The organism is Brevibacillus sp. BD137 (assembly GCF_041644655.1).
In the GTDB taxonomy this organism is placed as follows: Bacteria; Bacillota; Bacilli; order Brevibacillales; family Brevibacillaceae; genus Brevibacillus; species Brevibacillus brevis_D.
This window is the reverse complement of sequence record NZ_JAOTNO010000017.1, coordinates 41,544-64,790: the sequence shown is the minus strand read 5'-3', so window position 1 is coordinate 64,790 and position 23,247 is coordinate 41,544. Positions and strand designations below refer to the sequence as shown.

Sequence of the window (23,247 nt, the reverse complement as noted above, 5' to 3'; positions counted from 1 at the left end):
GAGAATCACCCCTTTTTACCAGCCCGCAGCCGGATCAATGCGATACACTTCAGACAAGGTTGCCAAAGCTTGCACCAGATCAGCAGTATGTTCACCATGACGACCGCGCTCTTGTGGCACTCCAGGCTCACCCGGCCAGTCAAGTCCTGCTTTTTCAAAAATGTCTTTGGTCAGTGTCAGCCATTTTTGTTTCAGTTGCTCTTCTTCTGCAATCAGGCCAAACTGAACGATATCGACTTGGTTTGGTCCAAGCTGAGGCAGCTCCCCGGCATCCTTCCAAACTTTTGCGATGGCTGCCTCCAGCCTCTGACGGGCATCAGCCGTACTGTTCGCCAATTGCTTCAACCAAACTTGCCAGTGCATCAGATGGTAGCGATGCTCTGTCATCATTTTGCGACTGACCAGCGCGAGCGGTGCGTATGACGACTGCGTAAGAGCCTCCAAGCGAACCTGCTTGTATAAGCCGTACACATAGCTGCGAACAATCGCGTAAGCCCAATCGTAATGGGGATGATCGTTGTATTCGCCGTCGCCGTTTTTACGCTCTAGCAAGATCGCATTGGAAAACGCCTTCGCCTCGCGCAGCTGTGCGAGATCGTCTGCTTTGCCCACTCCTAGTTGCTCGAGCATGTCATAAAACATTACGGCATGGCCCATCATGTCCTGAGACATCGATGAAAAAGCCACATCTTCTTCAATATGCGGAGCCAGCCCAAGCCATTCCGATCCGCGATAAGCCAATATAAAATCGTCATCAGCAAGCTGGAACAACAGGTCGGTCAAGGCTTTTGCAAATGACGGGTTTTGTTTTGCTGCTTCCACTGTTTCTACATGTAAACGGTCGCCCATGATTGTATCCCTCCTGCTTAACTGCCGTTGCCTGCATGCTTCTGTTTTTCTTCGTACTGCTCACGATGGTGACGCCATCTCGACTGCAAATCGCCGTATCCTTTGGTCTCCCGGTAGCTCTTGTTGTCGAGTCTTTCCAGGAAAGGACGCTCCTCAGGCGGCAGTCCAAAAATATCGTCGCGCTTGACTACCCACAAATTAAAACAAGGCTCACGGCGCAGAAAATTCTCCCTCGCCATGCTCAAAGCAACTTCTTTATTGGGTGCCAACAAACTGAACTGTTGGACGAACGGAGCATTTACGCTTTTTTGGCTGAATACTTCGTATATGAAAAAGTTTTCGTTGCTCATCCACATTCACCTACCCTACTTGTCGGCCGTACGACATAATCGCATCGCGCACCCATTTGGTTTCCTCATAAGACATTACCCGAAGATTCAGACGATGAGCGGAGCGTGGTCCGTTCCCCTTGACGATTTGCTTGAACTCTTCCCAGTCAGGCTGTTGGTAGACCCATTTGCCTTCTGCCTCGTCGAAGTAAATCGTATCGTCTGGCACTGTGAAGCCAAGATGGAAAATACGCGGCACATACTTTTCTAGGAATACTTGGCGCAATTCTTCATTCGTCTGTGTACGAATCTTGTAGCGCATGTTGGCTTCCTGATTGCTCGTAATGTTGCCGTTTTCCGGTGGTCCGAAAAACATCAAGAGGGAAGGCCACCAACGATGGATAGCATCTTGTAGCATTTGACGCTGTTCATCAGTGCCTTCTGCCAACTCCAAGACAATGCTCTCCCCGTGCTGGGCGTGGAACTTTTCTTCCGCACAGATCCGATGCAGAGCGCGGGCGTAAGGTGCATAAGATGTATCGAGGGACATCGATTGTGTAATGATAGCCGCTCCGTCAACCAGCCAGCCAATCACACCAGCATCAGCCCAGGTAGGTGCTTCCATGTGGAATACATTGTGAAATTTCAGTCTCTTTGAAAATAAATCATTCATGATATCCTCGCGCGTCTTGCCCAATGGCTCAAGCAAGTCTTCTGCGACGCGAAGGAGCAATTGACCATGCCCCATCTCGTCCTGGACCTTCGCCATAATCGCCAGCTTTCTGCGCAGTGTCGGCGCCTTTGGAACCCATTCCTTTTCCGGCAAAGCACCCATGATCTCACTGATGCCATGCATCGAAATCAGCTTGATCAACTGGTTGCGATAGTCGTCTGGCATCCAATCGTCTGCCTCTATTTTTTCCCCGCGATCGATTCTCGCTAAAAACGCTTCCAACTTTTCGTTTTCAGTCAGATCGGCATGTTCGAGCCTCATTTGCATGGAGAACGCCCTCCTTTTATCAGATATGCATTATGATAAAATTATAATACGTTTTTATAACGCAATAATAACATATCGTCATACGTTTTTGCAATACGCTTACATAGTGACTCTCCTATTCTCCGCGCCCAGTTATTTCTGCTGCCTTTTTCAACTGCTCGGCCATGTGCCGCAGCTCTTGCATGACTGCATCCAGCTCCTGTATTCGGGTCGACTGCTGTACACTGTGATTCATCGTCTTCTCCATTTCGCCCGTTACCGTCCCGACAAGTGCATTCATTTCATCTAATAGATTGAAAATGCCTTTCGCTGAAGTAGCGGTCGTCTGGGAAAGCTGACGGATTTCCTCTGCGACCACGGAAAAGCCGCGACCAGCAGCCCCTGCACGAGCCGCTTCGAGGACGGCATTCAAGCCGAGTACATTAGAGCGCGTCGAGATATTGCGGATCAATTCGTTGATCTGGGTCGTTTCTGCAATTTTCAGCCCCAATTGACCAGCTGTATCACTCAGCGTGTGACTCGCTTGTGCCAAATGGTCTGCGTCCTTTGCCAGACTTTCTGTGTGCTGCGCGATATTTTCCAGCGCGTCAGTCAAGTTCTGAGCCAGTCCGTGCAAGCGATCCTCTTGATCGGTCGTCACGCCTGTCGCCAAGCATCCGACTACCTGCCCGTTTTCAACAAGCGGATAACCGACTGCGATATACGGGATGCCGTATAGCTCTTTGGAAATCTTCTTCACGACCCTCTTGCCCTCTTTTACCGCCGTCGCATTGATACTCCCCGGGCGCAATTCATCTCCTACTCGAATCCCCAGGTTCAAGCCCTGTGCCGGATAATAGGCGAGAAACTTCTCTTTGTCAGTGACTCCTACCATACATTCGGACAAAAATGCCTTTTGTAAAATCGGTGCAACCATTACGACGCTATTCAGCAATTGAGACATGCATGCTCCTCCTACCCTTGTGGTGAAAACAACGATTCCCCCCGCATTCTTTTTCACAACGCGGAGGGAACGAACTTCTTTCACTTATTTAACGAGCTGGAATTTTCCATCCTTCACTTCAACCATGATCATGCTGTCTTCTGTCAGACCGTTATGATCATCAGCGGTGAACTTGAATTCTCCGGTTACCCCTACGTATTTCACCTTTTCCAATACTTCGCCTAGTTTGGATGTGTCGCTGCCTGCTTGCTTCAAGCCTTCCACGAGCAAATTCAAGCCGTCGTATCCGTATCCCGCGAAGCCGTCAGGATGTGTATTGTAGGCAGCTTGATAGCCATCCACGAATTTTTTGATGATGGCAGATTGCGGATCGTCCGCCGCTACTTGTTCAGGAATGAGCAGTTTTCCCGCCACCATCAGGACACCCTCGCCGGCGTCTCCAATCAGTTCGAGGAATTTGCTGTTCGCAGAGCCATGGCTGCTAATAATCGGAATAGTGAGGTTCAGTTGCTTCGCTTCCTTAACAATTGTGGCTGGTCCAGGGTTCGTCCCTGCTACAATCAGCGCCTGCGCGTCCGTTCCTTTGATTTTGGTCAATTGAGAGCTCATGGACGGGTCTTTTGTGCCGTACTTTTCTTCCGCTACAATCGTGATACCGTACTCAGGCGCATATTTTTGCAGCTGCGTCGTCCAGCCACTTCCATATGGATTGCTGTCATTGAGCGTAGCAATTTTTGTAATGCCTTTTTCCTTCAAATACTTGAAGATGCGCTTTGTTCCGTGTACGTCTGTGTGCGGTGTTTTGTAGATGTTGGCACGAACTGGATTGGTGATTTGGTCTGCTGCCGCCATCGAGATCAGCGGGAGCTTTTCTGCTGCGGCATACTCAGCCATACCGAGAGACGGACCACTGCCTGAGGAGCCGAGTACGGCTACGACCTTTTCTTTCGATGCGAGTTTTTTGATCGCTTTTACCGCTTCCGTATTGTCAGACTTGTCGTCTTCAAAAATGACTTCCACCTGTCGGCCATCTACACCGCCCGCGCCGTTGATTTCTTTTACCAACAGCTCTACCGCTTGCTTCTCCGGTACGCCGAGCGGACTGTTCGGACCCGTCAGCGAAAAAATAGCGCCGACCTTGATCGGGTCCTTGCTGGCGCCACCAGGGCCTGATTCTGCCGCTGGCGTAGCGCCGCCTCCACAGGCGCTCAAGAATACGAGCGAAGCGACTGCTGCTGGAAATAGCCATTTTTTGAATGTTCGTTTTTTCATGGGTGTACCCCCTCATGTATGTGGTTATCTTTGTTAAACAGCTTCATGTGAGCTTCCCAAATAAGCAGATTGTACACGCGGGTCATTGCTTATCTCGTCTGCCTTCCCTTCCAGCATGACGGTTCCCGTACTGAGTACGTAAGCTCGGTCGGAAATAGCGAGCGCTGCGCGAGCATTTTGCTCGACCAACAGCACCGTGGTGCCCCATTCCGAGCGAATCTCCTGCACAATCGTCAGGATTTCTTTGGCAATGAGCGGAGCCAGTCCTAGTGAAGGCTCGTCCAACAAGAGGAGCTGCGGTCGAGACAAAAGCGCCCTGCCAATGGCGAGCATCTGCTGTTGCCCCCCGGAAAGCGTTCCCCCGAGCTGCCATTTCCGCTCTGCCAAAATGGGAAAACGTTCATACACCGTCTCCATTTCTTTGGCAATTTCCTTTTTGCTCGTCTTGGGCATCCGATGCGAGGCACCCAGCCATAAATTGTCCTCAACTGTCAGCGTGGAAAAAATTTGTCTGCGCTCCGGTACATGCGCCATGCCCCGAGGTACCACCAGCTCCGCAGGAACGCGCGTAATGTCCGCGTCTCGAAACCAAATCTTCCCCTCCTTGTCGCCGTGCAGACCGCAGATACAGTTCAAAAGTGTCGTTTTGCCTGCCCCATTTGCACCCAACAGGGAGACGATTTCGCCCTCGTTCACTTGTAGAGTAATGCCGTGTAGCACTTCCACCGGGCCGTAGCGAGCCGTGATGTTGTCTACTGTAAGGACTGTCTTCCCCATCATGTTCCACCTCTTTCGCGCTTCATTCTGCACCCAGATACGCCGCAATCACTCGTGGGTTCTCCTGGATCTCACGCGGGGTTCCTTCTGCGATTTTTGATCCTTGATCCAATACAACGATGCGGTCCGCAATCGTCATGATCATGTCCATGTCATGCTCCACTAGCAAAATTGCCGTTCCGTTGTCGCGAATCTCGCAAAACATGCGGCTCATCTCCGCCGTCTCGGTATGATTCAGGCCCGCAGCAGGCTCGTCCAGCAAGAGCAACCGCGGCTTGGCTACCATCGCCCGGGCAATCTCCATCAGCCGCAGCTTCCCGTACGGTAGACTCCCAGCTAGCGAGGCCGCCACCTCTGCTAGTCCTACATTCTCGATCCATGTCCGTGCCTGCTCCTGCATTAGCTTCTCTTCCTTGCGGGACTTTGCCAGATTCATGCCGCAGGAAAAGAGACTCGCACTTGTCTTGGTATGCATGCCGACCATCACGTTTTCCAAGACGGTCATATCGTCAAATGTCTGGAGGTTTTGAAAGGTTCGCGTGATGCCTAATCCGGCATATTCATAGCCTGGCACGCGTGACAACGGCTGGCCGCTGAAGCGAATCTCACCTTCCGAAGGCGGGATCACACCCGACACCATGTTGAGCACCGTGCTTTTTCCAGCGCCATTCGGACCGATCAGCGCAAGGATTTCTCCGTCCCGCACTTGAAAATCTACTTGATTCACTGCCCGTACGCCGCCAAAATCACGAGAGAGCTTTTGCACATCCAAAAGTGTCGTCATGTTGCAGCCTTCCTTTCCACCTGCTGCTTTCGCTGTGCTTCTTCAGCCATGCCCTTCGCCTTTTTCGCCTGCCCTTTTTCGAAAGCAGTCCGGATGCGCGGAACCAATCCTTCTGGCATGAACATGATGAACAGCACGAGAATCGCACCGAATACAATCGTGTCCACATCCCCCTGCAACCCCGGCACCACTTCACTCAAAAGGACCAGCCCCTCACTGATAAAACCAATCAGGATCGTCCCGACCAAAGCGCCCCAGATGCTTGTCATCCCGCCGATGACGACCATCGTGAGAAACTTGATCGACTCATGCAGTCCAAACGGCTGCGGATCGAGAATTCCCATGTAATGGGCGTACAAGCCGCCGGAAATACCAGCGAACATGCCGCTTACCACAAAGGCATTCAGCTTGAACTTACGGACATCAATTCCCATCGAGGTCGCAGCAATCTCACTTTTGTGAATCGCCCGAAACGCTCTGCCGACCCGTGAATTCAAGAGATTGAGTGAGAAGAGCAGCACACAGGTGACGACTCCCCAAATCAGAAAGTACATGGACAGCTCGCTTCCACCGAAGAAAGTCATTTGTGGAATGCTGATCATCCCGTTTGCTCCCCCTGTGACCGACTCCCATTCCGTAATTCCGATCTGGACGATGTAGCCAAATGCGAGTGTTGCCATCGCGAGGTAGTAGCCTTGCAGCCCCGCTATCGCCCGCCCGAGGATAAAGGCGAATAAACCTGGAACAATCGCAGCAGCAATGAGACCGATAAATGGCGGCAGACCGTACTTTGTCGTCAATACTGCCGAGGTATAGGCACCTATCCCCCAAAACGCTGCTTGTCCCAGCGAAATTTGTCCAGCCAGCCCCATCACCAGGCATAGCCCGATGGTTACAATTGCTTGAAGACCGATAATAATTCCGACAGAACGATAGTATTCATCTGGCATCACGAATGGAAAAAGAATCATCAAGAACAGGTAGATTCCTATGCTTTTGCCCCACTTATCGACGATCTGCTTCATCATAGCCCCCCTTTTCCAACGCTGCGTTCTCCAAAGATGCCGGATGGCTTAATCAACAGCATGCCGATCAACACCAGAAAGGCGATCGCGTCCTTCATACCGGAACTGATGTAACCAGCTCCCAGCGACTCGACGATCCCGAGTAAAAAGGCGGCTACGGCTGCACCCAATGGATTTCCTAGTCCGCCAAGAATGGCTGCGGAAAAGCCTTTGATTCCGAGCAGCACGCCGATATCGTAGGACGTTACGGAAAGCGGCGCGATCACGATTCCCGCAATCGCTCCGGTCGCTCCACTGATGGCGAAGGCCAGCATACTCATCTTTGTCGGGCTAATCCCCATCAGGCGAGCTGCCATCGGGTTGATCGAACAGGCGTTAATTTTTTTGCCGAGAATCGTCTTGTCCATCAAGTACCAAAGTAGAAGAAGAATGATAAGAACAGCAGCCAAAATCCAGATACTTTGTTGTGCGATCATCACGCCACCGAACGAGATCGGCTCATTGCTCGTAATCGGTTCGAGGGCAAACGCATCCTTTCCCCAAATAAAGCTGGCAATGCCGCGAATCAATGTGGATATCCCTATCGTCAAAATAATCAAACTAATTGGATTAGCCTTTTTGACGTAAGCGATTACATATTTCTGCATCAAAACACCGATCAAGGTGACCATGAGGATCGCGAGCAATGCCGCCAACCCATACGGAAGATTCATGCCGATCAATGCTACTGTAACCATTCCGCCCAGCATCAAAAATTCACCCTGCGCCAGATTAATCACCTTGCTTACGCTGTAAATCGTGATGAAACCAACCGCTACGATCGCGTAAATCCCGCCACTGACGAGTCCGTTTGCAACGTACTGCAGCAATTCCGTCATATTCGTGCTGTACCCCCTTTGTTTCTCGTCCACCAAACAACACCCAACTGAAACGCTTACATTTTAAATAATGGAAAACCAATTGAAGAATAAAGACCCTAGACGTGTGCTAGGGCCTTTCCTTCGCAGCTTTCGCCTATGCGGATGGCGCAGCTTCATACACGGTCTCGAAGAATCGTACTGCCCCTGGATTTAATAACTGGTAGTAATTTTGGAACAACTGATCCGCCTCTTTGCCCAACCACAGCTCTGGCAACAATTCCTGCGGCAAATCAGGATCGATGAACAAGAACTTGCGGTATTGGTGGACGAGCTTTGTCTTTTCCACGAAGCAATGGCTGTCTGGAACCTCTTCTCCATTGCTGAGTTTTGCTGAAAGCTGCTCATATTCTTCTCGGTAGGCATCGATGAAGGCCTTGTATTTTTCATTGATTTCATCGATATCCCAGCATTTCTGAACGAGCTGCTTCGAATTGCTCCAACCCATATGCTCGGATGTAAAAATCTCGACATACTCTGTAATCTCGTGGGCTTCCGTCAGGTCCTTCACGCGATCACTGAGGTTATTCGGGCTGATCCATGTGCTTGTCGTCAGCATCCCGAAGCCCATCCAGCCCAGCTCCTTGCGCAATTGATCACGCAGCGCTCGACGCTCCTCGGGGATGTTGTAGCTAGCAATGCACCACTTGCCATCCCACACATCTGTCTCGACCTTATAAATACGCGCCGCTGCCTCTTCCAGCCGCTTTTTGCCGCGGTCGGATACCGAGTAGAAGCTGCGGTTCCCTACTTTTCGCGATTCCAGCCAGCCTTGGCGAAGCATCCGGGAGATCGCTGCACGAACAGCCGGCTCCGACAGTCCGAATTCCCCCATCAGCTTGGTCAAACTACCAATCCAGATTTCGCTTCCATAATGGCGGACGTATTCACCGTAAATTGTAAAAAGCATGGATTGTGGCTTCACGTTTCTTCTACCCCCAAATCGATTCATACCTATTAGCTGTGTGAAATTGTACCATATTCTGTAGGAAGTGCGTGAATCGATCGAGAGTATATGACGATAAAATCGTATAACGTAATTTTAACGTAATTATAGTAAAACATTTTAAAAGAGTCAATTTATTCTGTCAAATTTATAATTCCCTACTTACTTCCTGATTGATCTCTGCTTGCAAGGCCTCAAAGCGCTGCTTGATCTCGTCCTTTTTGAAGATGGCCTGGACAAACGTCCCGAGTCCTACACGATTACGCGTAGTGTCCGCCGTAACCTCGCACACTACGCGTTTTTCGGTAACCTGCACACAGGTAGCCCGGAACGTGACCTCCTGACCAATCACAGCTGGGCCGACATGCTTGATATCTACAGCAAATCCCGAGCCCTCTTCATCGGCTTCCAGGTACGGTAAAATAACACGTCTTCCCGCCCATTCCATGTAATAAATCATGCTGACTGTCGACATCACAGGATGCACGACTTGGCCTTCAAAAACAGGCAGCATGTCCTTTGTCACCGTCACAGTAAATTCTTCCGTCGTACCCGGCTGCAGTCTATCTATCAAGAGTACCTGCCTCCCTATCTGTCCAAGCTATACACGCTCGATAATCGTCGCAATCCCCTGTCCTACTCCAATGCACATCGCTGCCAACCCGTAACGGGCATCACGACGCTCCATTTCATACAAAAGAGTAGTAAGGATACGCGCTCCGCTACACCCGAGCGGATGACCCAAAGCAATCGCTCCACCGTTTACGTTGACCAGATCAGGGTTGACTCCCAGCTCGCGTACGCTTGCCACTGCCTGCGCCGCAAAAGCCTCGTTGAATTCGAACAGATCAATCTGCGAAACCGTCAAACCTGCCTGCTTCAGTACTTTTCGCGTAGCAGGTACAGGTCCAATTCCCATCACGGATGGGTCAACACCTGCGACTGCGGATGCGACGATCCTTACACGAGGCTTCAAGCCGGCTGCAAGAGCCGCTTCCTGTTCCATGATGAGCAGAGCGCAGGCTCCATCGTTTAGACCGCTAGAGTTGCCTGCTGTGACGCTACCATCTGCTTGGAATGCTGGTTTCAGCTTTTGCAGCTGTTCGATAGTCGTCTCCGGACGTGCATGCTCATCGCGTGCAAACAGTGTGACCTCGCCTTTGCGCCCTTTTAGCTCTACCGGAACGATCTCGGCCTCCCACTTTCCTTCTGCCAAGGCATGTGCGTAATTTTGCTGACTGCGCAATGCAAACTCATCCTGCGCTTCGCGGCTAATGCCGTATTGCTCCGCTACCTTCTCGGCAGTTTCCCCCAAGCTGATCGGTGGATACATCTCTTTCATTTTTTCGTTGACCAATCGCCAGCCCAACGTCGTATCAACTAACTGCTGATTGCCGCGCTGAAAAGCCGTGCCAGGCTTCATCATCACCAGCGGAGAGCGTGTCATGCTCTCTGTCCCGCCCGCGATATAGACGTGACCTGCTCCGGCTTTGATTGCATTCGCGCTTTGGTTCACAGCCTCCAGACCTGAGCCACACAGGCGGTTCACAGTCACACCCGGCACCTCGACAGGCAATCCCGCCAATAGAAGTGACATACGCGCGACGTTGCGGTTGTCTTCCCCAGCCTGATTGGCACAGCCCATGATCACATCATCAATCGTCTTCGGATCGATGGAATTGCGTTCCAGCAGCTTTTGAATCACCAATGCGCCCAGGTCATCCGGGCGCACATCCTTCAACGCACCACCAATGCGGCCGATTGGGGTGCGCACAGCATCTATGATGACAGGTGTACCCATTCTTCCATTCCTCCCATGCACAAGGGCTTTGTTTCTATAGCGCTTCTACTAACGTGGCCAATCCTTGACCGCCGCCTATGCACAACGAAACGATTCCGTATTTCTTATTGCGACGTCTCAGCTCGAAAAGAATCGTACCTGCCAGGCGGGCACCGCTCATTCCGAGTGGATGACCCAATGCGATTGCCCCACCGTTCACATTGGTTTTCAGAGGGTCCAGTCCCAGTTCTCTCATGCAGGCGAGTGATTGGGAAGCAAACGCTTCATTTAACTCAAACAGGTCGATTTGCTCTACGGTCATGTTCGTTTCTGTGAGCAGCTTGCGGATCGCAGCGACCGGACCAATGCCCATAATGCGCGGATCAACACCAGCACTGACGAAATGAACAATGCGCCCCAAAGGAGCGACGCCTGTCTTTTGCAGCATTTCTTCGTTCATCAAGAGCAAAGCCGCTGCGCCATCGTTGATACCCGAGGAATTGCCTGCTGTGACGCTACCATCTCTTCGGAAGGCAGGTCGCAACTTGGACAACGACTCCACACTGGAATCTCTTCTTGGGAATTCATCCGTATCAAACAGCGTCTCTTCCCCTTTTTTCCCTTTTAACGTGATGGGAATGATCTCATCGTAGAACAGACCTGCATCTATCGCGTTGATAGCCCGAGACTGGCTCTCTGCCGCAAAACGATCCTGATCCTCGCGACTGATGTCGAATTGCTCTGCCACGTTTTCCGCGGTATCTCCCATGGTCAGATCGCCATAAATCGAGACAGGAGCAGAACGAGGTCCGCCAAAAGACTCGATCAGTGTCTGTCCGCCGCGTTGATACGGCTGCTCGAATTTTTCCATGATGTACGGTGAACGAGTCAAATTCTCTACACCGCCAGCCAGCATGACCTGACTATGTCCTGCCTGGATGGATTGCGCAGCCAAATTGACTGCCTCTAGCCCGGATGCACATACCCGATTCACAGTCAGTCCAGGTATGGTGTCAGGAAGCCCTGCTTTCAACAAACCAACGCGGGCAATGTTAATAAACGGTCCGGCCGATATGACGTTACCCATGATGACCCCATCAACAATCTCACCGGATTGTCCTGCCTTCGCAAGCGCTCCATTCAAGACAATGGCTGTCAGGTCGTCAATGGGGGTGTTCTTCAGACTTCCGCCCAGCTTGCCGATTGGTGTACGTACGGCTGCTGCTACGTACACCTCCTTGTTAGTCAAGCTCATGCCTCTACACCCACTTTTTCTTCGTACGTGTAAAAGCCTTGCCCACCGCGTACGCCGACTCGCCCTGCCAGCACCAGCTTTCGTAATAGCGGTGCAGTGCGATAACGCTCCTCGGCCAGATCCCGTTGCAAGCCTCTCGATATCGCAAAAATCTCATCCAAGCCAACGCGATCTGCCCATTCGAGAGGACCGTATGGGTAGTTGGTGCCTTTTTTCATCGCGATATCGATATCAGTGGCCGTTGCTGTTTTTTCCATCAGAGTAAAGGCTGCCTCGTTGATAATGAGTGTTAAAATGCGCGGGAATACGAGGCCTACCTCGTCGTTTACGGTTTCCGTCTCTTTCCCGAGCGATTGAAAGAAGCCTTCTGTTGCTTGAATCGTATCCAGCTCCGTTTGCAGAGCAGGGGCAATCTCGAACAGCTCCCGTTCGACCAAGGGTACGAGCGTTCCAAATCCGCAAACGCGTTCAGGATGCTGTGTCCAGGACGCTACTTCTGTCGCTGTAATCGCGAGCGAAGTCGTGATGATCGGTACGTTTGGTGGCAATAGGTCATCCAGCTCGCGTACCTGCCTCTTTTTCGCCTGCATATCCACGCTATTTACTTCCACAGCCAATTCAACCAGCTCAGGTTCCGCCATTGCTTCTGCAAGCGTAAGCACCTGGTAGCCTCTTTCCACCATCAATTGATTCAGCTCTGCGTACAGCGGGCTTGTGCCCACGAGCAATACAGCCTTATTTGTTGTAGTCATAGAAGCCTTCCCCCGTCTTTCTGCCCAGGCTACCGGATTGAACCATTTGTTGCTGAATCCGGCTAGGCTTAAATCGTCCTTCATGGAAGAAGTCGGTATAGACCGATTTGGTGGTGGCAAAATTGATGTCGATGCCAATCATGTCTTGCAGCTCAAACGGTCCCATTTTGAATCCGCCAGCCAGCTTCATGATGCGGTCAATCTGCTCCACACCTGCCACATGATCGCCCAGAATGCGCAATGCTTCATTATAATAAGGACGCGCGATGCGATTGACGATAAAGCCAGGGGTGTCCGTCACCAGAACAGGCACCTTGCCCAACTCTTGCGCAAATCGATACGCCATCTCCACATTTTCCTCGCTCGATTTTTTCCCGCGAATAACCTCAACCAAAGGCATGACGGGTGCCGGATTGAAAAAATGAAATCCGAGAATGCGCTCGGGATGCGAAAGCCCTCCTGCAATCTCTGTAATCGAGATGGAGGAAGTATTCGTTAGTAAAAGGGCATCCTCTCTGCAAATCCCAGAAAGCTGGTTGAAAATGCTTTTTTTCAAATCAAGACGCTCTGGCACCGCTTCGATGACGATATCGCAGTCTGCCAACTGCTCCATTTCCGAAACGAGATGGACCAGCTCTAGCGTCTCTGTCATTTCTTGCTCGCTGATTTTGTTTTTCTCCACGTCTTTTGTCAGGATCGATTCCAAATAGACAAGCGCTTTGTCAAGCACCGCCTGATTTGCATCCAGCAGCATGACCTGATGTCCTTTGCGAGCGCAGACGAGAGCGATCCCCGCTCCCATCGTTCCCGCCCCAATGACGCCTACTGTTTTTATACTCACTTGGGCTTGCCTCCCTTCGCCTCTAACGGCCTGTAAAACGAGGCGCACGTTTTTCCATGAAAGCGGTGACCCCTTCCTTATGATCCTCTGTGCGGCCAGCCGCCTCTTGTGCAAAAGCTTCATATTCCAAGGTCTCTTCCAACCCCATCTCAAGCCCTTTGTACATCGTGCGCTTGATTAAACCAATGCCCTTCGTCGGCAGTGACGCCAGCTTGCGTGCATACGCAAGCGCATCCTCCATGAAGCTCTCCGCAGGGTACACCTGATTGACCAATCCAATCCGTAGTGCTTCCTCAGCAGAAACCTTTTCCCCCGTCATCGCCAGCTCCAACGCCTTGCCGATCCCGACGATGCGCGGCAAGAAGTAGCAGCCTCCTGAATCAGGAACGAGCCCGATGTTGACGAAGGCATTGACAAAGGATGCCTTTTCCGATGCCAGACGAATATCGCACGCCAACGCAACACTCATGCCTGCACCTGCTGCTACACCATTAACCGCTGCGATGATTGGCTTCTCTGTTTTCTGAAACTGGAGGATCATTGGATTATAGCGATCCCTCAAGAAAGCCCCGTAATCCACATCTCCTCCTCCAGCAACGTCACTGAGATCCTGACCCGCATTGAACGCCTTCCCTGCTCCGGTAAGAACGATGCAACGCACGTCCGCATTCTTCTGTGCTTGCTTCAACGCATCAGTGATTTCCTTGTTCATGACGGCTGTAAACGCATTGAATTTGTCCGGACGGTTCAAGGTCACTACTGCTACGCCTTCTGATACTTCATAAAGAATCGTTTCGTACATGGCCGCCTCCTAATGACCCGTAAAACGGGGTTTGCGCTTCTCCAGAAATGCTTGCATGCCTTCTTTTCGATCTTCGCTTGCCAAAAGAAGATAAAAGCTGTTTCGCTCATAGTCCATTCCCTCTTGAAGAGCGAGATCACCAGCTTTGTACACGGATTTTTTGATGACCTGTACCGCGAGCGGCGGCTGCTGGGCGATTTGCTTCGCCAGCTTGAGCGCTTCCTGATAGTACGCTTCTACTGGCACTACCCGATTGACCAATCCGTATTTCAACGCTTCTTTGGCCGAAATCGGTTCACCTGTGAGCAGCATCTCCAGTGCTTTTCGTTCACCTACCATACGCGTCAGACGCTGTGTACCACCAGCCCCAGGCATGACTCCCAGCTTGATTTCCGGTTGGCCAATGACGGCTGTCTCCGAAGCGATCACAATGTCGCAGTTCATCATTAATTCACAGCCACCACCGAGCACAAAGCCGCTGACAGCACCAATAATCGGCTTGGAGATGAGTGAGATGCGATCCCAAACCGCAAACTGATTGCGCTTCATGATGTCGATGGCTGATGCTTCCGCCATTTCATTAATGTCGGCACCCGCTGCGAACGCCCTCGCGTTGCCAGTCAGGATGATCACCCGTATATCCGGGTTGCGGTCCATTTGCTCCAGCTGGTCAACCAATTCGTCGATGAGCTGCAAATTCAGCGCGTTTAGAATCTTCGGTCGATTCAACGTAATGATACCGACACCATCTTCACTGGCTACGCTAATATATTCATAGGCCATGAACTGTCACACCCTTTTTTTACAGGAGTTGGTTTAGATCGCTGCCTGTGATTTGTTTCGGTTATCTACGACTCGTATCGCTTTGCCTTCGCTACGCGTCAAGGAACTTGGCGGTTGCACCCGCAGCACCACGGACACACCTAACGTATTTTTGATGTGATGGCAAATTTCTTTCACCAATGACGAGAGAGCAGAGCTGTCATTTTCACTGAGCTCTTTTGCATATGCTGGTGTCAGCTCGCAGTGCACCTCAAAACGGTCGAGGGTACCGTCGCGCTCAATGACGACCTGGTAGTGTGGAGCCAATTGGTTGAACGTAAGCAGGACGGACTCGATCTCTGTCGGGAACACATTGACTCCGCGAATAATGAGCATGTCATCTACACGCCCTTTGATGCGCGACATCCGCATGGTTGTCCGTCCGCACTTACAGGGCTCAGGATTGAGGGACGCGATATCACCCGTACGATAGCGGACAACCGGGAATGCTTCTTTCGTCAGCGACGTAAATACGAGCTCGCCCTCTTGTCCGTATGGAAGCACTTCTCCGGTATTCGGATCGATAATTTCTGCGTAGAAATGGTCTTCTGCGATATGTAGGCCATCCTGCGCCTCCTGACATTCAATGGAAACGCCTGGCCCCATCACTTCGCTCAGACCGTAAATGTCCACGGCTTTAATGTCGAGCTCTCGCTCCAGCTGCACGCGCATTTCTTCCGACCACGGCTCCGCACCAAAAATCCCGTATTTGACACTTGTCTCACGTGGATTGATTCCTTGCTTTTTCATCTCTTCCACGATGTTGAGGACATAGGATGGCGTTGCTGCAATGCCACGTGGCTTGAAGTCCTCGATCAACGTAATTTGACGGGCGGTATTGCCGCCGGATACTGGCACTGCAACTGCGCCCATATGCTCGATGCCATTGTGCAGACCCAAACCGCCTGTAAAAAGACCGTAGCCATACGCGTTATGGAAAATGTCCCCTGGCTCTCCACCCGCACAGCAAATGGCGCGGGCCACGATCTCCGCCCAATTCTCCAAGTCTTTTTTCGTGTAGCCGACAACGGTCGGTTTTCCCTTTGTCCCGGAAGAACCATGAATACGTGCTACTTCCTTCATTTCAACCGCAAACAGATTGAATGGATAATTTTCTCGCAAATCAGTCTTTTTCATAAAGGGAAGCTTCTGTATGTCTTCGATCGATTGGATGTTTTCTGGTTTCACACCAGCCTCATTGAATGCTTTTGTGTGGAAAGGGACGCGCTCGTATACGCGTTTGACCGTTTCTTTCAAGCGTGCCAGTTGCAGTTCCGTCATTTTCTCTCTTGGTAGCGTTTCCATTTCTGTATTAAAGATCATGTCGCTTCCCTCATTCCCTTGCGTTATGACTCGGTAGGAGTGCTTATTTGAAAATGTTACTCGCCTTTAAAAACTGGTTTTCTCTTTTCGCGAAAGGCTTCCAATGCTTCCAGACGATCTGTGGTAGGAATAATCACTTCATAGCACATGGTTTCGATATCTAGACCTGTCTGTAAATCAACACTGCTTCCGCGATCAATAGCTGACTTTGCCTGATAAACCGCCAACGGAGCATTTGCCAAAATCTCGTTTGCCAGCCCTATTGCCAGCTTACGCAGCTCCTCTGTATCTTTTGCAACAGCATTTACAAAACCGATATGATACGCTTCCTGCGCTTGGATGCGCCTGGCAGTCAGGATCAGCTCCTTTGCCTTGGAAGGTCCGATCAAGCGAGACAAACGCTGCGTACCACCCGCACCAGGAATGATGCCCAAGCTCACCTCTGTCAGTCCCATTTTGGCATCTGCGACGGCATAGCGGAAATCACAGGCCAGCGCAAGCTCAAATCCCCCGCCAAAAGCAAATCCGTTGATCATGGCAATCGTCGGCTGCGGAAGCCTCTCCAACGCGGTAAATACATCGCGGATTTTGCGGACATTGCGGCGCACCTGCTGTTCCGTCAGTGTACGGCGCTCCTTCAAATCTGCCCCTGCACTAAATGCTCGCCCTTCTGCCTTCACGATGACCACGCGAATCTCTTTTGCATCCAAACGCACCTGCTCAATCAAGCTTCCCAAGCGCTCCAATGTATCGTAGTTCAGCGCATTCAGCTCATCTGGACGATTTAATGTAATCAGTCCTATATGCCCTTCACGTTCAAAGCGAACGCTCTCTTCCATCATCAACGTCCTCCTTGTGTAGGCGGGTTCACCCGTGCATACGTGCCGGTAGCAAAAGCCACAAGCTTGCCATCACAAGTCACGCGTGCTTCCATCACGATCAAGCTTTTTCCTTGTTTCAATACATGAGATTGTGCCTCGAGTACCTCACCGCGTGCAGGGTGGAGGTATTGAATCTTGCTCTCCACCGTCACACATTGCTGTACACCATCCACATGGGGTGCTGCCCCATGCCCCATCGCCACATCGGCTAATGTCGCCGTAACGCCTCCGTGTACGACACCTTCGATGCTATTGAATAGCTCGGGGCGAATTTTCAGTGCTACCTTACAGCCCTGTTCATCTCGGTGAACGACTTCTATGCCTAGGTAGTGGTTGAATCGATTACGGATCTCCACTGACATCTTTGCCCCCTTTCTCGTATCGTCTTGAAACAGTGAAAGGAGCCTAAGCACGTGGCTTTTGGCATCCTTTCTCCGTTTTATTTTCACTGTCAGTTAGTCGTTTTCGTCGATTTCGACGAAGTAATCACTTTTCCGGTACGCCAGTGCATCCAGTGTCGCTACCAAGCCATGCTCCGTTTCTACACGGATGCGGTACCAAGCTGTGCGATTATTTTTCTTTTCTTCGGTCGCAGTTGCCACCAAGCGATTTCCTTTCATGGCAGCAGCCAAAAATCCGATATTCATCGACAGTGCTACAGATGTTTTGCCATAGGAATTACAAGCCGCTGCAAAAACAAAGTCTGCCAGAGAGAAGATGATTGCGCCATGCGCGGTGCCGTGGGCATTCAGCATATGCTCGGCAACCGTGACTTCCGCAGTCGCCGTTCCTTCTCCCAGCTCAATCAGCTTGATGCCCAAAAATTGGGCAAATGGATCTTGCTTTAGCTTCTCGCAAATCTCTGCGTAATGCTTCTGATGGAGCGCTTGTTCGTCTATTAATCTTTTCGTGGTCATGATTAAACTACTTCTGCAAAATGCATGGACACAATGGGTCCAGCGAAGCCACGGAGGTCTTTTCCTGCTGCGCGACCTTCAGAAGATGACAACGCTTCCGTCAAAGCTTCTTTTGATTCAAAGTACATTTCTGCCATCAGATGCAGGTCAGATTCTCCCATTGGTGTTCCGTAGATTTTGCTTACTTCCATTTTGATTAAGCCAGGCATTTTTTCTGCCAATGGGCCATGTACCTCGAAATAATGCTTGTCAAAAGCATCGATATCTTCGGGCTTGCGATAAATTGCTACCAATTTCACCATCATGTTCCCTGCTTTCCTCAGATTATAGTTGTAATGTGTGACGACTAATTCATATAACGTTATTTTAACGCATGTTAATATTTTTATTATATAAAGCCTTTGTGACAGGTGCAAGTATTTTTCAAAAAGCGCGAAAACTCCGTCTGCTCTTAATCCCCCCTTCTCTTCATGTTTATGACCAGGAAAAAGCTTACAGAATATGCTTCGATGGGGTGTCTTCCAACTTTTGTGGTCGGGGGGAAGCCCTGCCACATGTTTTCCAGTCGCCTGTATCCTCACTTCGTTCGGGCGGTCTCCTTCCAAACATGTGACAGGACTTTCGAACAGCTGTAGTTGTCTTTGATTTTTCAAAACATTTGTTAGGGAATTTCAAGGAGTCCTTTTTCGGAATTTAATAAAAGCCGCGTGGGAAGAAGCGAATTTCCAGTCCAAGCGCCTCTGGAGCCCTACCCAGCGGAGGGATGAATGGCGGGAATGGTTTTAGCTTCAACCTCTGCTACCCCCTTCTTCGAGACTGCTACTTTTGAAGCGTTCCCGACATTCATTCCGGAGCGGACAGTGAATCCCCCTTGCGGGGCGTAGGCCGAAGCGTAGACTGGAAATTCGCTTCTTCCCCTCCCCAACAGCAACAAATACACAAAAAAGAGGACAGACCCAATGTCTGTCCTCTCGCATCGCTCCACTTCCTAGACCCAGACCCAGAAAATAAAGACGATGATCGCCATCATAATTACAAACAATCCTGCGAAAATACTGATCCGTGCAAACTCATGACCTTTTTGATCCATGTGCATCCAGACATACAGCTGGAAGAACGCTTGAACAAAGGCCAGTGCTACGATGAATGGTACGGTAAAACCTGATGGAATTGCTTCATACGCCACTGCAATGAATGCCAGTGCGGTCAATACGAGAGATCCGATGAAAGCAACAAGGTGCCTTTTCGGACCTTCGTGCTTCACTTTCGGTTTGCGTACCTCTTCATTATGAGCTTGTGCTCCCATAGATTATCCCACCTTTCCACCGATCATACCCATGAGATATACCACGGTAAAGATGAATACCCATACAACGTCGATAAAGTGCCAGTACAGACATGCCAGGTAGAACTTCGGTGCAGTTACTACCGTCAGGCCCTTTTTCGTCGCAGATAGTTGCAAAAGGATGATCCAGCAAATCCCAAACGCTACGTGAGCTCCGTGGAATCCAACCAATGTATAGAAGGCAGAAGAAAATGCACTTGTTGACAATTTCAGTCCTTCATGCACATAGTGTACAAACTCGTAGATCTCCAAAGCAAGGAAGCCGAGACCGAGTATTACCGTGATAGTCAACCATAGCTGAATCTTCTTGAGGTCTTTCCTGTGAAGAGCCAGTGTAGCCATAACACTTGTCATCGAGCTGGTAAGCAAGAGAAGTGTAGCCACTGCTACGAGATTCATGTCAAACAACGCTTGGGACGTTGGTCCACCGTTTGCTTGATCACGAAGAGCGATAAATGTTGCAAACAAGGAACCGAAGAGAACTGTCTCCCCACCGAGGAAGAGCCAGAAGCCAAGAACCTTATTCTTACCTTCAAGGGTGGCTTTTTCCGGTTCGTCAGGCAATACTGCATGTGCGTGATGGTTAGCCATTAAGCCTTTACCCCTTTCTCTTCGAGTTCATCTTCATGAATGTGATAACCTGGATCATCTTTCACTGAACGAGTAAACATGCAGGCGAATGTAGCGAGCACTCCAATAACTACAACCACATAGTTGTGGTAGATAAAGCCATAGCCTGCCACGAACAATCCGAGAGACATCAGGAATGGCAAGAACGATGGCGATGGCATGTGAATGTCGCCAATTGGCTCCGCAGGCGTCATGCCTTTGTTACCAGCCATTTTCTCGACCCACAACGCATCCAAACCGCGAACGAGAGGGGTTTGAACGAAGTTGTACTCCGGCGGCGGCGAAGGAATCGCCCATTCGAGTGAACGTCCATCCCACGGATCTGCAGGAGCGCGTTTGGAGCTCTTCGCTGCAACGACTACGTTGATCACGAATAGGATGGTACCGATCGTCATACCAAATGCACCAATTGTACTGATAAAGTTCCCCATATCCAGGTTCTGATCTTTAAGGTATGTAAAGACGCGACGTGGCATCCCCATCAGACCCAGGAAGTGTTGCGGGAAGAAGGTAAGGTGGAAACCAATGAAGAACGTCCAGAAGTTCCATTTACCAATTGTTTCGTTCAGCATTTTACCGAACATTTTCGGCCACCAGTAGTAAAGACCAGAGAAGAGACCGAATACGAGACCCCCTACGATTACGTAGTGGAAGTGAGCAACTACGAAATAACTGTCATGGTATTGATAGTCAGCCGGCGGAACCGCAAGCATAACCCCTGTCATACCACCGATTGTAAACGTTGGGATAAATCCTACTGCAAACAAGTTTGCGGTAGGGAAGCGAATTTGACCACCCCACATGGTCAAGAGCCAGTTAAAGATTTTGATACCTGTAGGAACAGCAATCAACATGGTTGCAAGTCCAAACAGTGTATTGGCAATTGCGCCCAAACCTGTTGTGAACATGTGGTGAGCCCACACCATGAAGCCCAAGAAACCGATCAGCGCTGTTGCAAATACCATGGAACTGTAACCAAACAGACGCTTTCTTGAGAATGTAGAAACTACTTCTGAAATGATACCGAATGCAGGGAGAATCAAAATGTATACTTCGGGGTGACCGAAGATCCAGAACAAGTGCTCCCAGATAACAACGTTACCACCTGCATCAGGGTTGAAAAAGTTTCCGCCGAACAAACGGTCAAACATCAACAGAACCAAACCAACCGTAATCGCAGGGAATGCGAAGAGGATCAAACCGGACGTAATAAAGGACGCCCAGGTGAACATTGGCATACGCATGAATGTCATACCTGGAGCACGCATGTTGATGATCGTAACCAGGAAGTTAATACCACCAATCAGCGTTCCGAGACCGGCAATTTGCAAACCGAGTACGTAGAAGTCTACGCCTCTGCCACTGTATTGATTCAAAGCCAAAGTTGTATACGATGTCCAGCCAGCATCAGGTGCGCCACCCAAGAACCAGCTTGTGTTCAGTAGCACTCCCCCGAAGAAAAATAGCCAGAATCCGAGAGCGTTAACAAACGGGAATGCTACGTCGCGTGCACCGATTTGAAGAGGGACAATCGCGTTCATCAAAGCAAAAATGATCGGCATAACCGCCAAGAAAATCATCGTAGTGCCGTGCATCGTAATTAATTCATTAAAAGTCTTGGCACCAACGAATTCAATCTCCGGGTACATCAACTGCAAACGAATCAGCAGGGCTTCCAAACCACCGGCCAAGAAGAATATCCCACCAGCAATCAGATAAAGGATCGCAATCTTCTTATGGTCCACTGTCGTAAGATAATCCCACAGCCCCGAGCGATTTGGTGCATGAGAAGCATGTGCAGACACGGGTTTACCTCCTTTTTAAGCGTCACTGCCTATGACGATTGTCAATGCAATAAGTTTTATGAGGTTTTACTTTACTTTTTCTCGCTTACGCTCAATGTCTCCATGTACTCTACAAGTGCTTTCACTTGGTTGTCATCGAGGTTGAGGTTAGGCATTTTGTTGCCTGGCTTGATTTTTTGCGGATCTTTCAGCCACTCTGCAATGTTTTCAGGTGTATGTGCTTTGATACCTGCTACACGTTCGCGATCTGCAAAGTTAGTCAGGTTTGGCCCCATCTTACCGCCTTTACCTGCCACAGCGTGACATCCCAAACAGCTCTTATCAAAGATTTGTTGACCTTCAGCAGCCAATGGAGAAGTTGCCGTTACAGGTTCTTTTGCCTGAACGCCCTTCATGTTCGCTACCCAAGTGTCAAAATCTGCTTGTTCCTTTACTTCTACCTTGAAGTCCATCAAGGCATGGGAGGCTCCACAGAGCTCCGCACATTTACCGTAGTAAATGCCTGCTTTGTCTGCTTGCAGCCACATTTTGTTTTCTTGCCCTGGGTTCGTATCGATTTTACCGCCCAATGCAGGAATCCAGAATGCGTGCTTAACATCAGATGCTGATAATACGAATTGAACCTTTTTACCAACCGGCAATACCAAGTCTTGTGCAGTCGCTACTCCAAGATCAGGATACTCGAATTCCCACCAGAATTGGTGAGCAGTAACCTTTACTTGAACTGCTTCCTCTTTCGGGTACTCCTTGTGCAGTGCGAAACCAGTAGTAACAGTCGGAATCGCCATGATGATTAGGAGCAAGAAAGGAATTACCGTCCAAAGAATTTCAAGTGCATGATTTCCTTCGACCTGCTTAGGAATGCCTTGCTGTCCGGGACGCTTACGATAGCGGATAAGGACGTACGTAAAGATCGCCATAACGACAATGAAGACGCCGATCATGATAGCGGAGGACAGCTTCATCAGGTCAAACTGCATCGCAGCTACCGGACCAGAGGGCTTGAGCGCTGAGAGCTCATCCTTGCCACACCCGGTTAACACTAGCGCCAGCAGAGCAAACAGGGAAAACTGACGCCAATACTGTTGCCAACCCTTCATACCAATGAACCCCTCTTTCTTCGTGTTGGTAACGTTCTAGCCACGCCTACAACTAGAAGTTTTCGTACTTTTCTATCTGCTTAAAGAAATCGCATACAATACCATTCACAACTATAATACCCAAACATGAAAAGTATTAGCAGCCATTCCAA

At 50.2% G+C, this 23,247-nt stretch carries 26 protein-coding genes; all 26 read right to left on the bottom strand.

All coding sequences use genetic code 11. The features are described from left to right. Window positions 1-15: 15 nt before the first annotated feature. Complete coding sequence (gene paaC / locus ODZ53_RS26265) at window positions 16-849, bottom strand: 1,2-phenylacetyl-CoA epoxidase subunit PaaC (protein WP_372681155.1); 834 nt, start codon at window positions 847-849, stop codon at window positions 16-18. Window positions 850-866: 17 nt separating this feature from the next. Next, window positions 867-1,199, bottom strand: coding sequence for a 1,2-phenylacetyl-CoA epoxidase subunit PaaB (gene paaB / locus ODZ53_RS26260; protein ID WP_015893218.1), 333 nt, complete (start codon window positions 1,197-1,199; stop codon window positions 867-869). A gap of 10 nt (window positions 1,200-1,209) precedes the next feature. Next, window positions 1,210-2,178, bottom strand: a complete 969-nt coding sequence (gene paaA, locus ODZ53_RS26255; protein WP_172141338.1) for a 1,2-phenylacetyl-CoA epoxidase subunit PaaA — start codon at window positions 2,176-2,178, stop codon at window positions 1,210-1,212. 115 nt (window positions 2,179-2,293) lie between these two features. After that, a complete protein-coding gene (locus ODZ53_RS26250) occupies window positions 2,294-3,121 on the bottom strand; it encodes a methyl-accepting chemotaxis protein (RefSeq protein ID WP_372681152.1) in 828 nt (275 codons plus the stop codon). Window positions 3,122-3,205: 84 nt separating this feature from the next. Then, window positions 3,206-4,393: an ABC transporter substrate-binding protein gene (locus tag ODZ53_RS26245; RefSeq protein ID WP_173606562.1), complete on the bottom strand. Its 1,188-nt coding sequence runs from the start codon at window positions 4,391-4,393 to the stop codon at window positions 3,206-3,208. A gap of 33 nt (window positions 4,394-4,426) precedes the next feature. Further along, window positions 4,427-5,170, bottom strand: coding sequence for an ABC transporter ATP-binding protein (locus ODZ53_RS26240; protein ID WP_016741472.1), 744 nt, complete (start codon window positions 5,168-5,170; stop codon window positions 4,427-4,429). A 22-nt stretch (window positions 5,171-5,192) separates the two neighbouring features. Beyond that, window positions 5,193-5,954, bottom strand: a complete 762-nt coding sequence (locus ODZ53_RS26235) for an ABC transporter ATP-binding protein (RefSeq protein WP_372681150.1) — start codon at window positions 5,952-5,954, stop codon at window positions 5,193-5,195. After that, the gene (locus ODZ53_RS26230; RefSeq protein ID WP_372681148.1) at window positions 5,951-6,982 is read right to left on the bottom strand and encodes a branched-chain amino acid ABC transporter permease; all 1,032 of its coding nucleotides are present in this window, start codon (window positions 6,980-6,982) and stop codon (window positions 5,951-5,953) included. The genes ODZ53_RS26235 and ODZ53_RS26230 overlap by 4 nt, the downstream gene beginning before the upstream one ends. Next, entirely contained in the window at window positions 6,979-7,857 is an 879-nt protein-coding gene (locus ODZ53_RS26225; RefSeq protein ID WP_372681146.1) for a branched-chain amino acid ABC transporter permease, read from the bottom strand. The genes ODZ53_RS26230 and ODZ53_RS26225 overlap by 4 nt, the downstream gene beginning before the upstream one ends. 136 nt (window positions 7,858-7,993) lie before the next feature. Beyond that, a complete protein-coding gene (gene paaX / locus ODZ53_RS26220; protein ID WP_372681144.1) occupies window positions 7,994-8,821 on the bottom strand; it encodes a phenylacetic acid degradation operon negative regulatory protein PaaX in 828 nt (275 codons plus the stop codon). Window positions 8,822-8,990: 169 nt separating this feature from the next. Then, the gene (locus ODZ53_RS26215; RefSeq protein ID WP_372681142.1) at window positions 8,991-9,416 is read right to left on the bottom strand and encodes a thioesterase family protein; all 426 of its coding nucleotides are present in this window, start codon (window positions 9,414-9,416) and stop codon (window positions 8,991-8,993) included. A gap of 27 nt (window positions 9,417-9,443) precedes the next feature. Continuing rightward, complete coding sequence (locus ODZ53_RS26210) at window positions 9,444-10,643, bottom strand: thiolase family protein (RefSeq protein WP_372681140.1); 1,200 nt, start codon at window positions 10,641-10,643, stop codon at window positions 9,444-9,446. 34 nt (window positions 10,644-10,677) lie between these two features. Then, on the bottom strand, window positions 10,678-11,877 hold the full coding sequence (locus ODZ53_RS26205; protein ID WP_372681138.1) for a thiolase family protein: 1,200 nt from the start codon (window positions 11,875-11,877) through the stop codon (window positions 10,678-10,680). Next, the gene (locus tag ODZ53_RS26200) at window positions 11,874-12,629 is read right to left on the bottom strand and encodes a 3-hydroxyacyl-CoA dehydrogenase family protein (RefSeq protein ID WP_372681136.1); all 756 of its coding nucleotides are present in this window, start codon (window positions 12,627-12,629) and stop codon (window positions 11,874-11,876) included. Before ODZ53_RS26200 ends, ODZ53_RS26205 begins: the two co-directional genes overlap by 4 nt. Next, window positions 12,613-13,470 carry a 3-hydroxyacyl-CoA dehydrogenase family protein gene (locus ODZ53_RS26195; RefSeq protein ID WP_372681134.1) on the bottom strand — a complete coding sequence of 286 codons (858 nt, stop codon included), beginning with the start codon at window positions 13,468-13,470 and terminating at the stop codon, window positions 12,613-12,615. Before ODZ53_RS26195 ends, ODZ53_RS26200 begins: the two co-directional genes overlap by 17 nt. 22 nt (window positions 13,471-13,492) lie before the next feature. Then, window positions 13,493-14,272 (bottom strand): enoyl-CoA hydratase-related protein, encoded by a 780-nt coding sequence (locus tag ODZ53_RS26190; RefSeq protein WP_372681132.1) that lies wholly within the window; start codon window positions 14,270-14,272, stop codon window positions 13,493-13,495. A 9-nt stretch (window positions 14,273-14,281) separates the two neighbouring features. Continuing rightward, window positions 14,282-15,055 carry an enoyl-CoA hydratase-related protein gene (locus ODZ53_RS26185; protein WP_372681130.1) on the bottom strand — a complete coding sequence of 258 codons (774 nt, stop codon included), beginning with the start codon at window positions 15,053-15,055 and terminating at the stop codon, window positions 14,282-14,284. Window positions 15,056-15,088: 33 nt separating this feature from the next. Further along, a complete protein-coding gene (gene paaK / locus ODZ53_RS26180) occupies window positions 15,089-16,417 on the bottom strand; it encodes a phenylacetate--CoA ligase PaaK (RefSeq protein ID WP_372681128.1) in 1,329 nt (442 codons plus the stop codon). 56 nt (window positions 16,418-16,473) lie between these two features. Then, window positions 16,474-17,259, bottom strand: coding sequence for an enoyl-CoA hydratase-related protein (locus tag ODZ53_RS26175; protein WP_372681126.1), 786 nt, complete (start codon window positions 17,257-17,259; stop codon window positions 16,474-16,476). Continuing rightward, window positions 17,259-17,660, bottom strand: coding sequence for a PaaI family thioesterase (locus tag ODZ53_RS26170; protein ID WP_007723391.1), 402 nt, complete (start codon window positions 17,658-17,660; stop codon window positions 17,259-17,261). Before ODZ53_RS26170 ends, ODZ53_RS26175 begins: the two co-directional genes overlap by 1 nt. Before the next feature lie 93 nt (window positions 17,661-17,753). Next, a complete protein-coding gene (locus tag ODZ53_RS26165) occupies window positions 17,754-18,215 on the bottom strand; it encodes a PaaI family thioesterase (RefSeq protein ID WP_372681123.1) in 462 nt (153 codons plus the stop codon). Window positions 18,216-18,217: 2 nt separating this feature from the next. Continuing rightward, entirely contained in the window at window positions 18,218-18,517 is a 300-nt protein-coding gene (locus ODZ53_RS26160) for an EthD family reductase (RefSeq protein WP_041749930.1), read from the bottom strand. 686 nt (window positions 18,518-19,203) lie between these two features. Beyond that, window positions 19,204-19,521, bottom strand: a complete 318-nt coding sequence (locus tag ODZ53_RS26155; RefSeq protein WP_015893238.1) for a cytochrome C oxidase subunit IV family protein — start codon at window positions 19,519-19,521, stop codon at window positions 19,204-19,206. A gap of 3 nt (window positions 19,522-19,524) precedes the next feature. Beyond that, window positions 19,525-20,151 carry a cytochrome c oxidase subunit 3 gene (locus tag ODZ53_RS26150; protein ID WP_372681121.1) on the bottom strand — a complete coding sequence of 209 codons (627 nt, stop codon included), beginning with the start codon at window positions 20,149-20,151 and terminating at the stop codon, window positions 19,525-19,527. Further along, window positions 20,151-21,995 (bottom strand): cytochrome c oxidase subunit I, encoded by a 1,845-nt coding sequence (gene ctaD / locus ODZ53_RS26145; RefSeq protein WP_221867800.1) that lies wholly within the window; start codon window positions 21,993-21,995, stop codon window positions 20,151-20,153. The genes ODZ53_RS26150 and ctaD overlap by 1 nt, the downstream gene beginning before the upstream one ends. Before the next feature lie 71 nt (window positions 21,996-22,066). Continuing rightward, window positions 22,067-23,095, bottom strand: coding sequence for a cytochrome c oxidase subunit II (gene coxB / locus ODZ53_RS26140; protein ID WP_016741454.1), 1,029 nt, complete (start codon window positions 23,093-23,095; stop codon window positions 22,067-22,069). Window positions 23,096-23,247 lie beyond the last annotated feature (152 nt).

What these genes read in the sequence shown, in the direction of transcription:
- paaC (WP_372681155.1), bottom strand. Translation starts at nt 849, where the DNA reads ATGGGCGACCGTTTACATGTAGAAACAGTGGAAGCAGCAAAACAAAAC.
- paaB (WP_015893218.1), bottom strand. Translation starts at nt 1,199, where the DNA reads ATGAGCAACGAAAACTTTTTCATATACGAAGTATTCAGCCAAAAAAGC.
- paaA (WP_172141338.1), bottom strand. Translation starts at nt 2,178, where the DNA reads ATGCAAATGAGGCTCGAACATGCCGATCTGACTGAAAACGAAAAGTTG.
- ODZ53_RS26250 (WP_372681152.1), bottom strand. Translation starts at nt 3,121, where the DNA reads ATGTCTCAATTGCTGAATAGCGTCGTAATGGTTGCACCGATTTTACAA.
- ODZ53_RS26245 (WP_173606562.1), bottom strand. Translation starts at nt 4,393, where the DNA reads ATGAAAAAACGAACATTCAAAAAATGGCTATTTCCAGCAGCAGTCGCT.
- ODZ53_RS26240 (WP_016741472.1), bottom strand. Translation starts at nt 5,170, where the DNA reads ATGGGGAAGACAGTCCTTACAGTAGACAACATCACGGCTCGCTACGGC.
- ODZ53_RS26235 (WP_372681150.1), bottom strand. Translation starts at nt 5,954, where the DNA reads ATGACGACACTTTTGGATGTGCAAAAGCTCTCTCGTGATTTTGGCGGC.
- ODZ53_RS26230 (WP_372681148.1), bottom strand. Translation starts at nt 6,982, where the DNA reads ATGATGAAGCAGATCGTCGATAAGTGGGGCAAAAGCATAGGAATCTAC.
- ODZ53_RS26225 (WP_372681146.1), bottom strand. Translation starts at nt 7,857, where the DNA reads ATGACGGAATTGCTGCAGTACGTTGCAAACGGACTCGTCAGTGGCGGG.
- ODZ53_RS26210 (WP_372681140.1), bottom strand. Translation starts at nt 10,643, where the DNA reads ATGGGTACACCTGTCATCATAGATGCTGTGCGCACCCCAATCGGCCGC.
- ODZ53_RS26205 (WP_372681138.1), bottom strand. Translation starts at nt 11,877, where the DNA reads ATGAGCTTGACTAACAAGGAGGTGTACGTAGCAGCAGCCGTACGTACA.
- ODZ53_RS26200 (WP_372681136.1), bottom strand. Translation starts at nt 12,629, where the DNA reads ATGACTACAACAAATAAGGCTGTATTGCTCGTGGGCACAAGCCCGCTG.
- ODZ53_RS26190 (WP_372681132.1), bottom strand. Translation starts at nt 14,272, where the DNA reads ATGTACGAAACGATTCTTTATGAAGTATCAGAAGGCGTAGCAGTAGTG.
- ODZ53_RS26185 (WP_372681130.1), bottom strand. Translation starts at nt 15,055, where the DNA reads ATGGCCTATGAATATATTAGCGTAGCCAGTGAAGATGGTGTCGGTATC.
- paaK (WP_372681128.1), bottom strand. Translation starts at nt 16,417, where the DNA reads ATGATCTTTAATACAGAAATGGAAACGCTACCAAGAGAGAAAATGACG.
- ODZ53_RS26175 (WP_372681126.1), bottom strand. Translation starts at nt 17,259, where the DNA reads ATGATGGAAGAGAGCGTTCGCTTTGAACGTGAAGGGCATATAGGACTG.
- ODZ53_RS26170 (WP_007723391.1), bottom strand. Translation starts at nt 17,660, where the DNA reads ATGTCAGTGGAGATCCGTAATCGATTCAACCACTACCTAGGCATAGAA.
- ODZ53_RS26165 (WP_372681123.1), bottom strand. Translation starts at nt 18,215, where the DNA reads ATGACCACGAAAAGATTAATAGACGAACAAGCGCTCCATCAGAAGCAT.
- ODZ53_RS26160 (WP_041749930.1), bottom strand. Translation starts at nt 18,517, where the DNA reads ATGGTGAAATTGGTAGCAATTTATCGCAAGCCCGAAGATATCGATGCT.
- ODZ53_RS26155 (WP_015893238.1), bottom strand. Translation starts at nt 19,521, where the DNA reads ATGGGAGCACAAGCTCATAATGAAGAGGTACGCAAACCGAAAGTGAAG.
- ODZ53_RS26150 (WP_372681121.1), bottom strand. Translation starts at nt 20,151, where the DNA reads ATGGCTAACCATCACGCACATGCAGTATTGCCTGACGAACCGGAAAAA.
- coxB (WP_016741454.1), bottom strand. Translation starts at nt 23,095, where the DNA reads ATGAAGGGTTGGCAACAGTATTGGCGTCAGTTTTCCCTGTTTGCTCTG.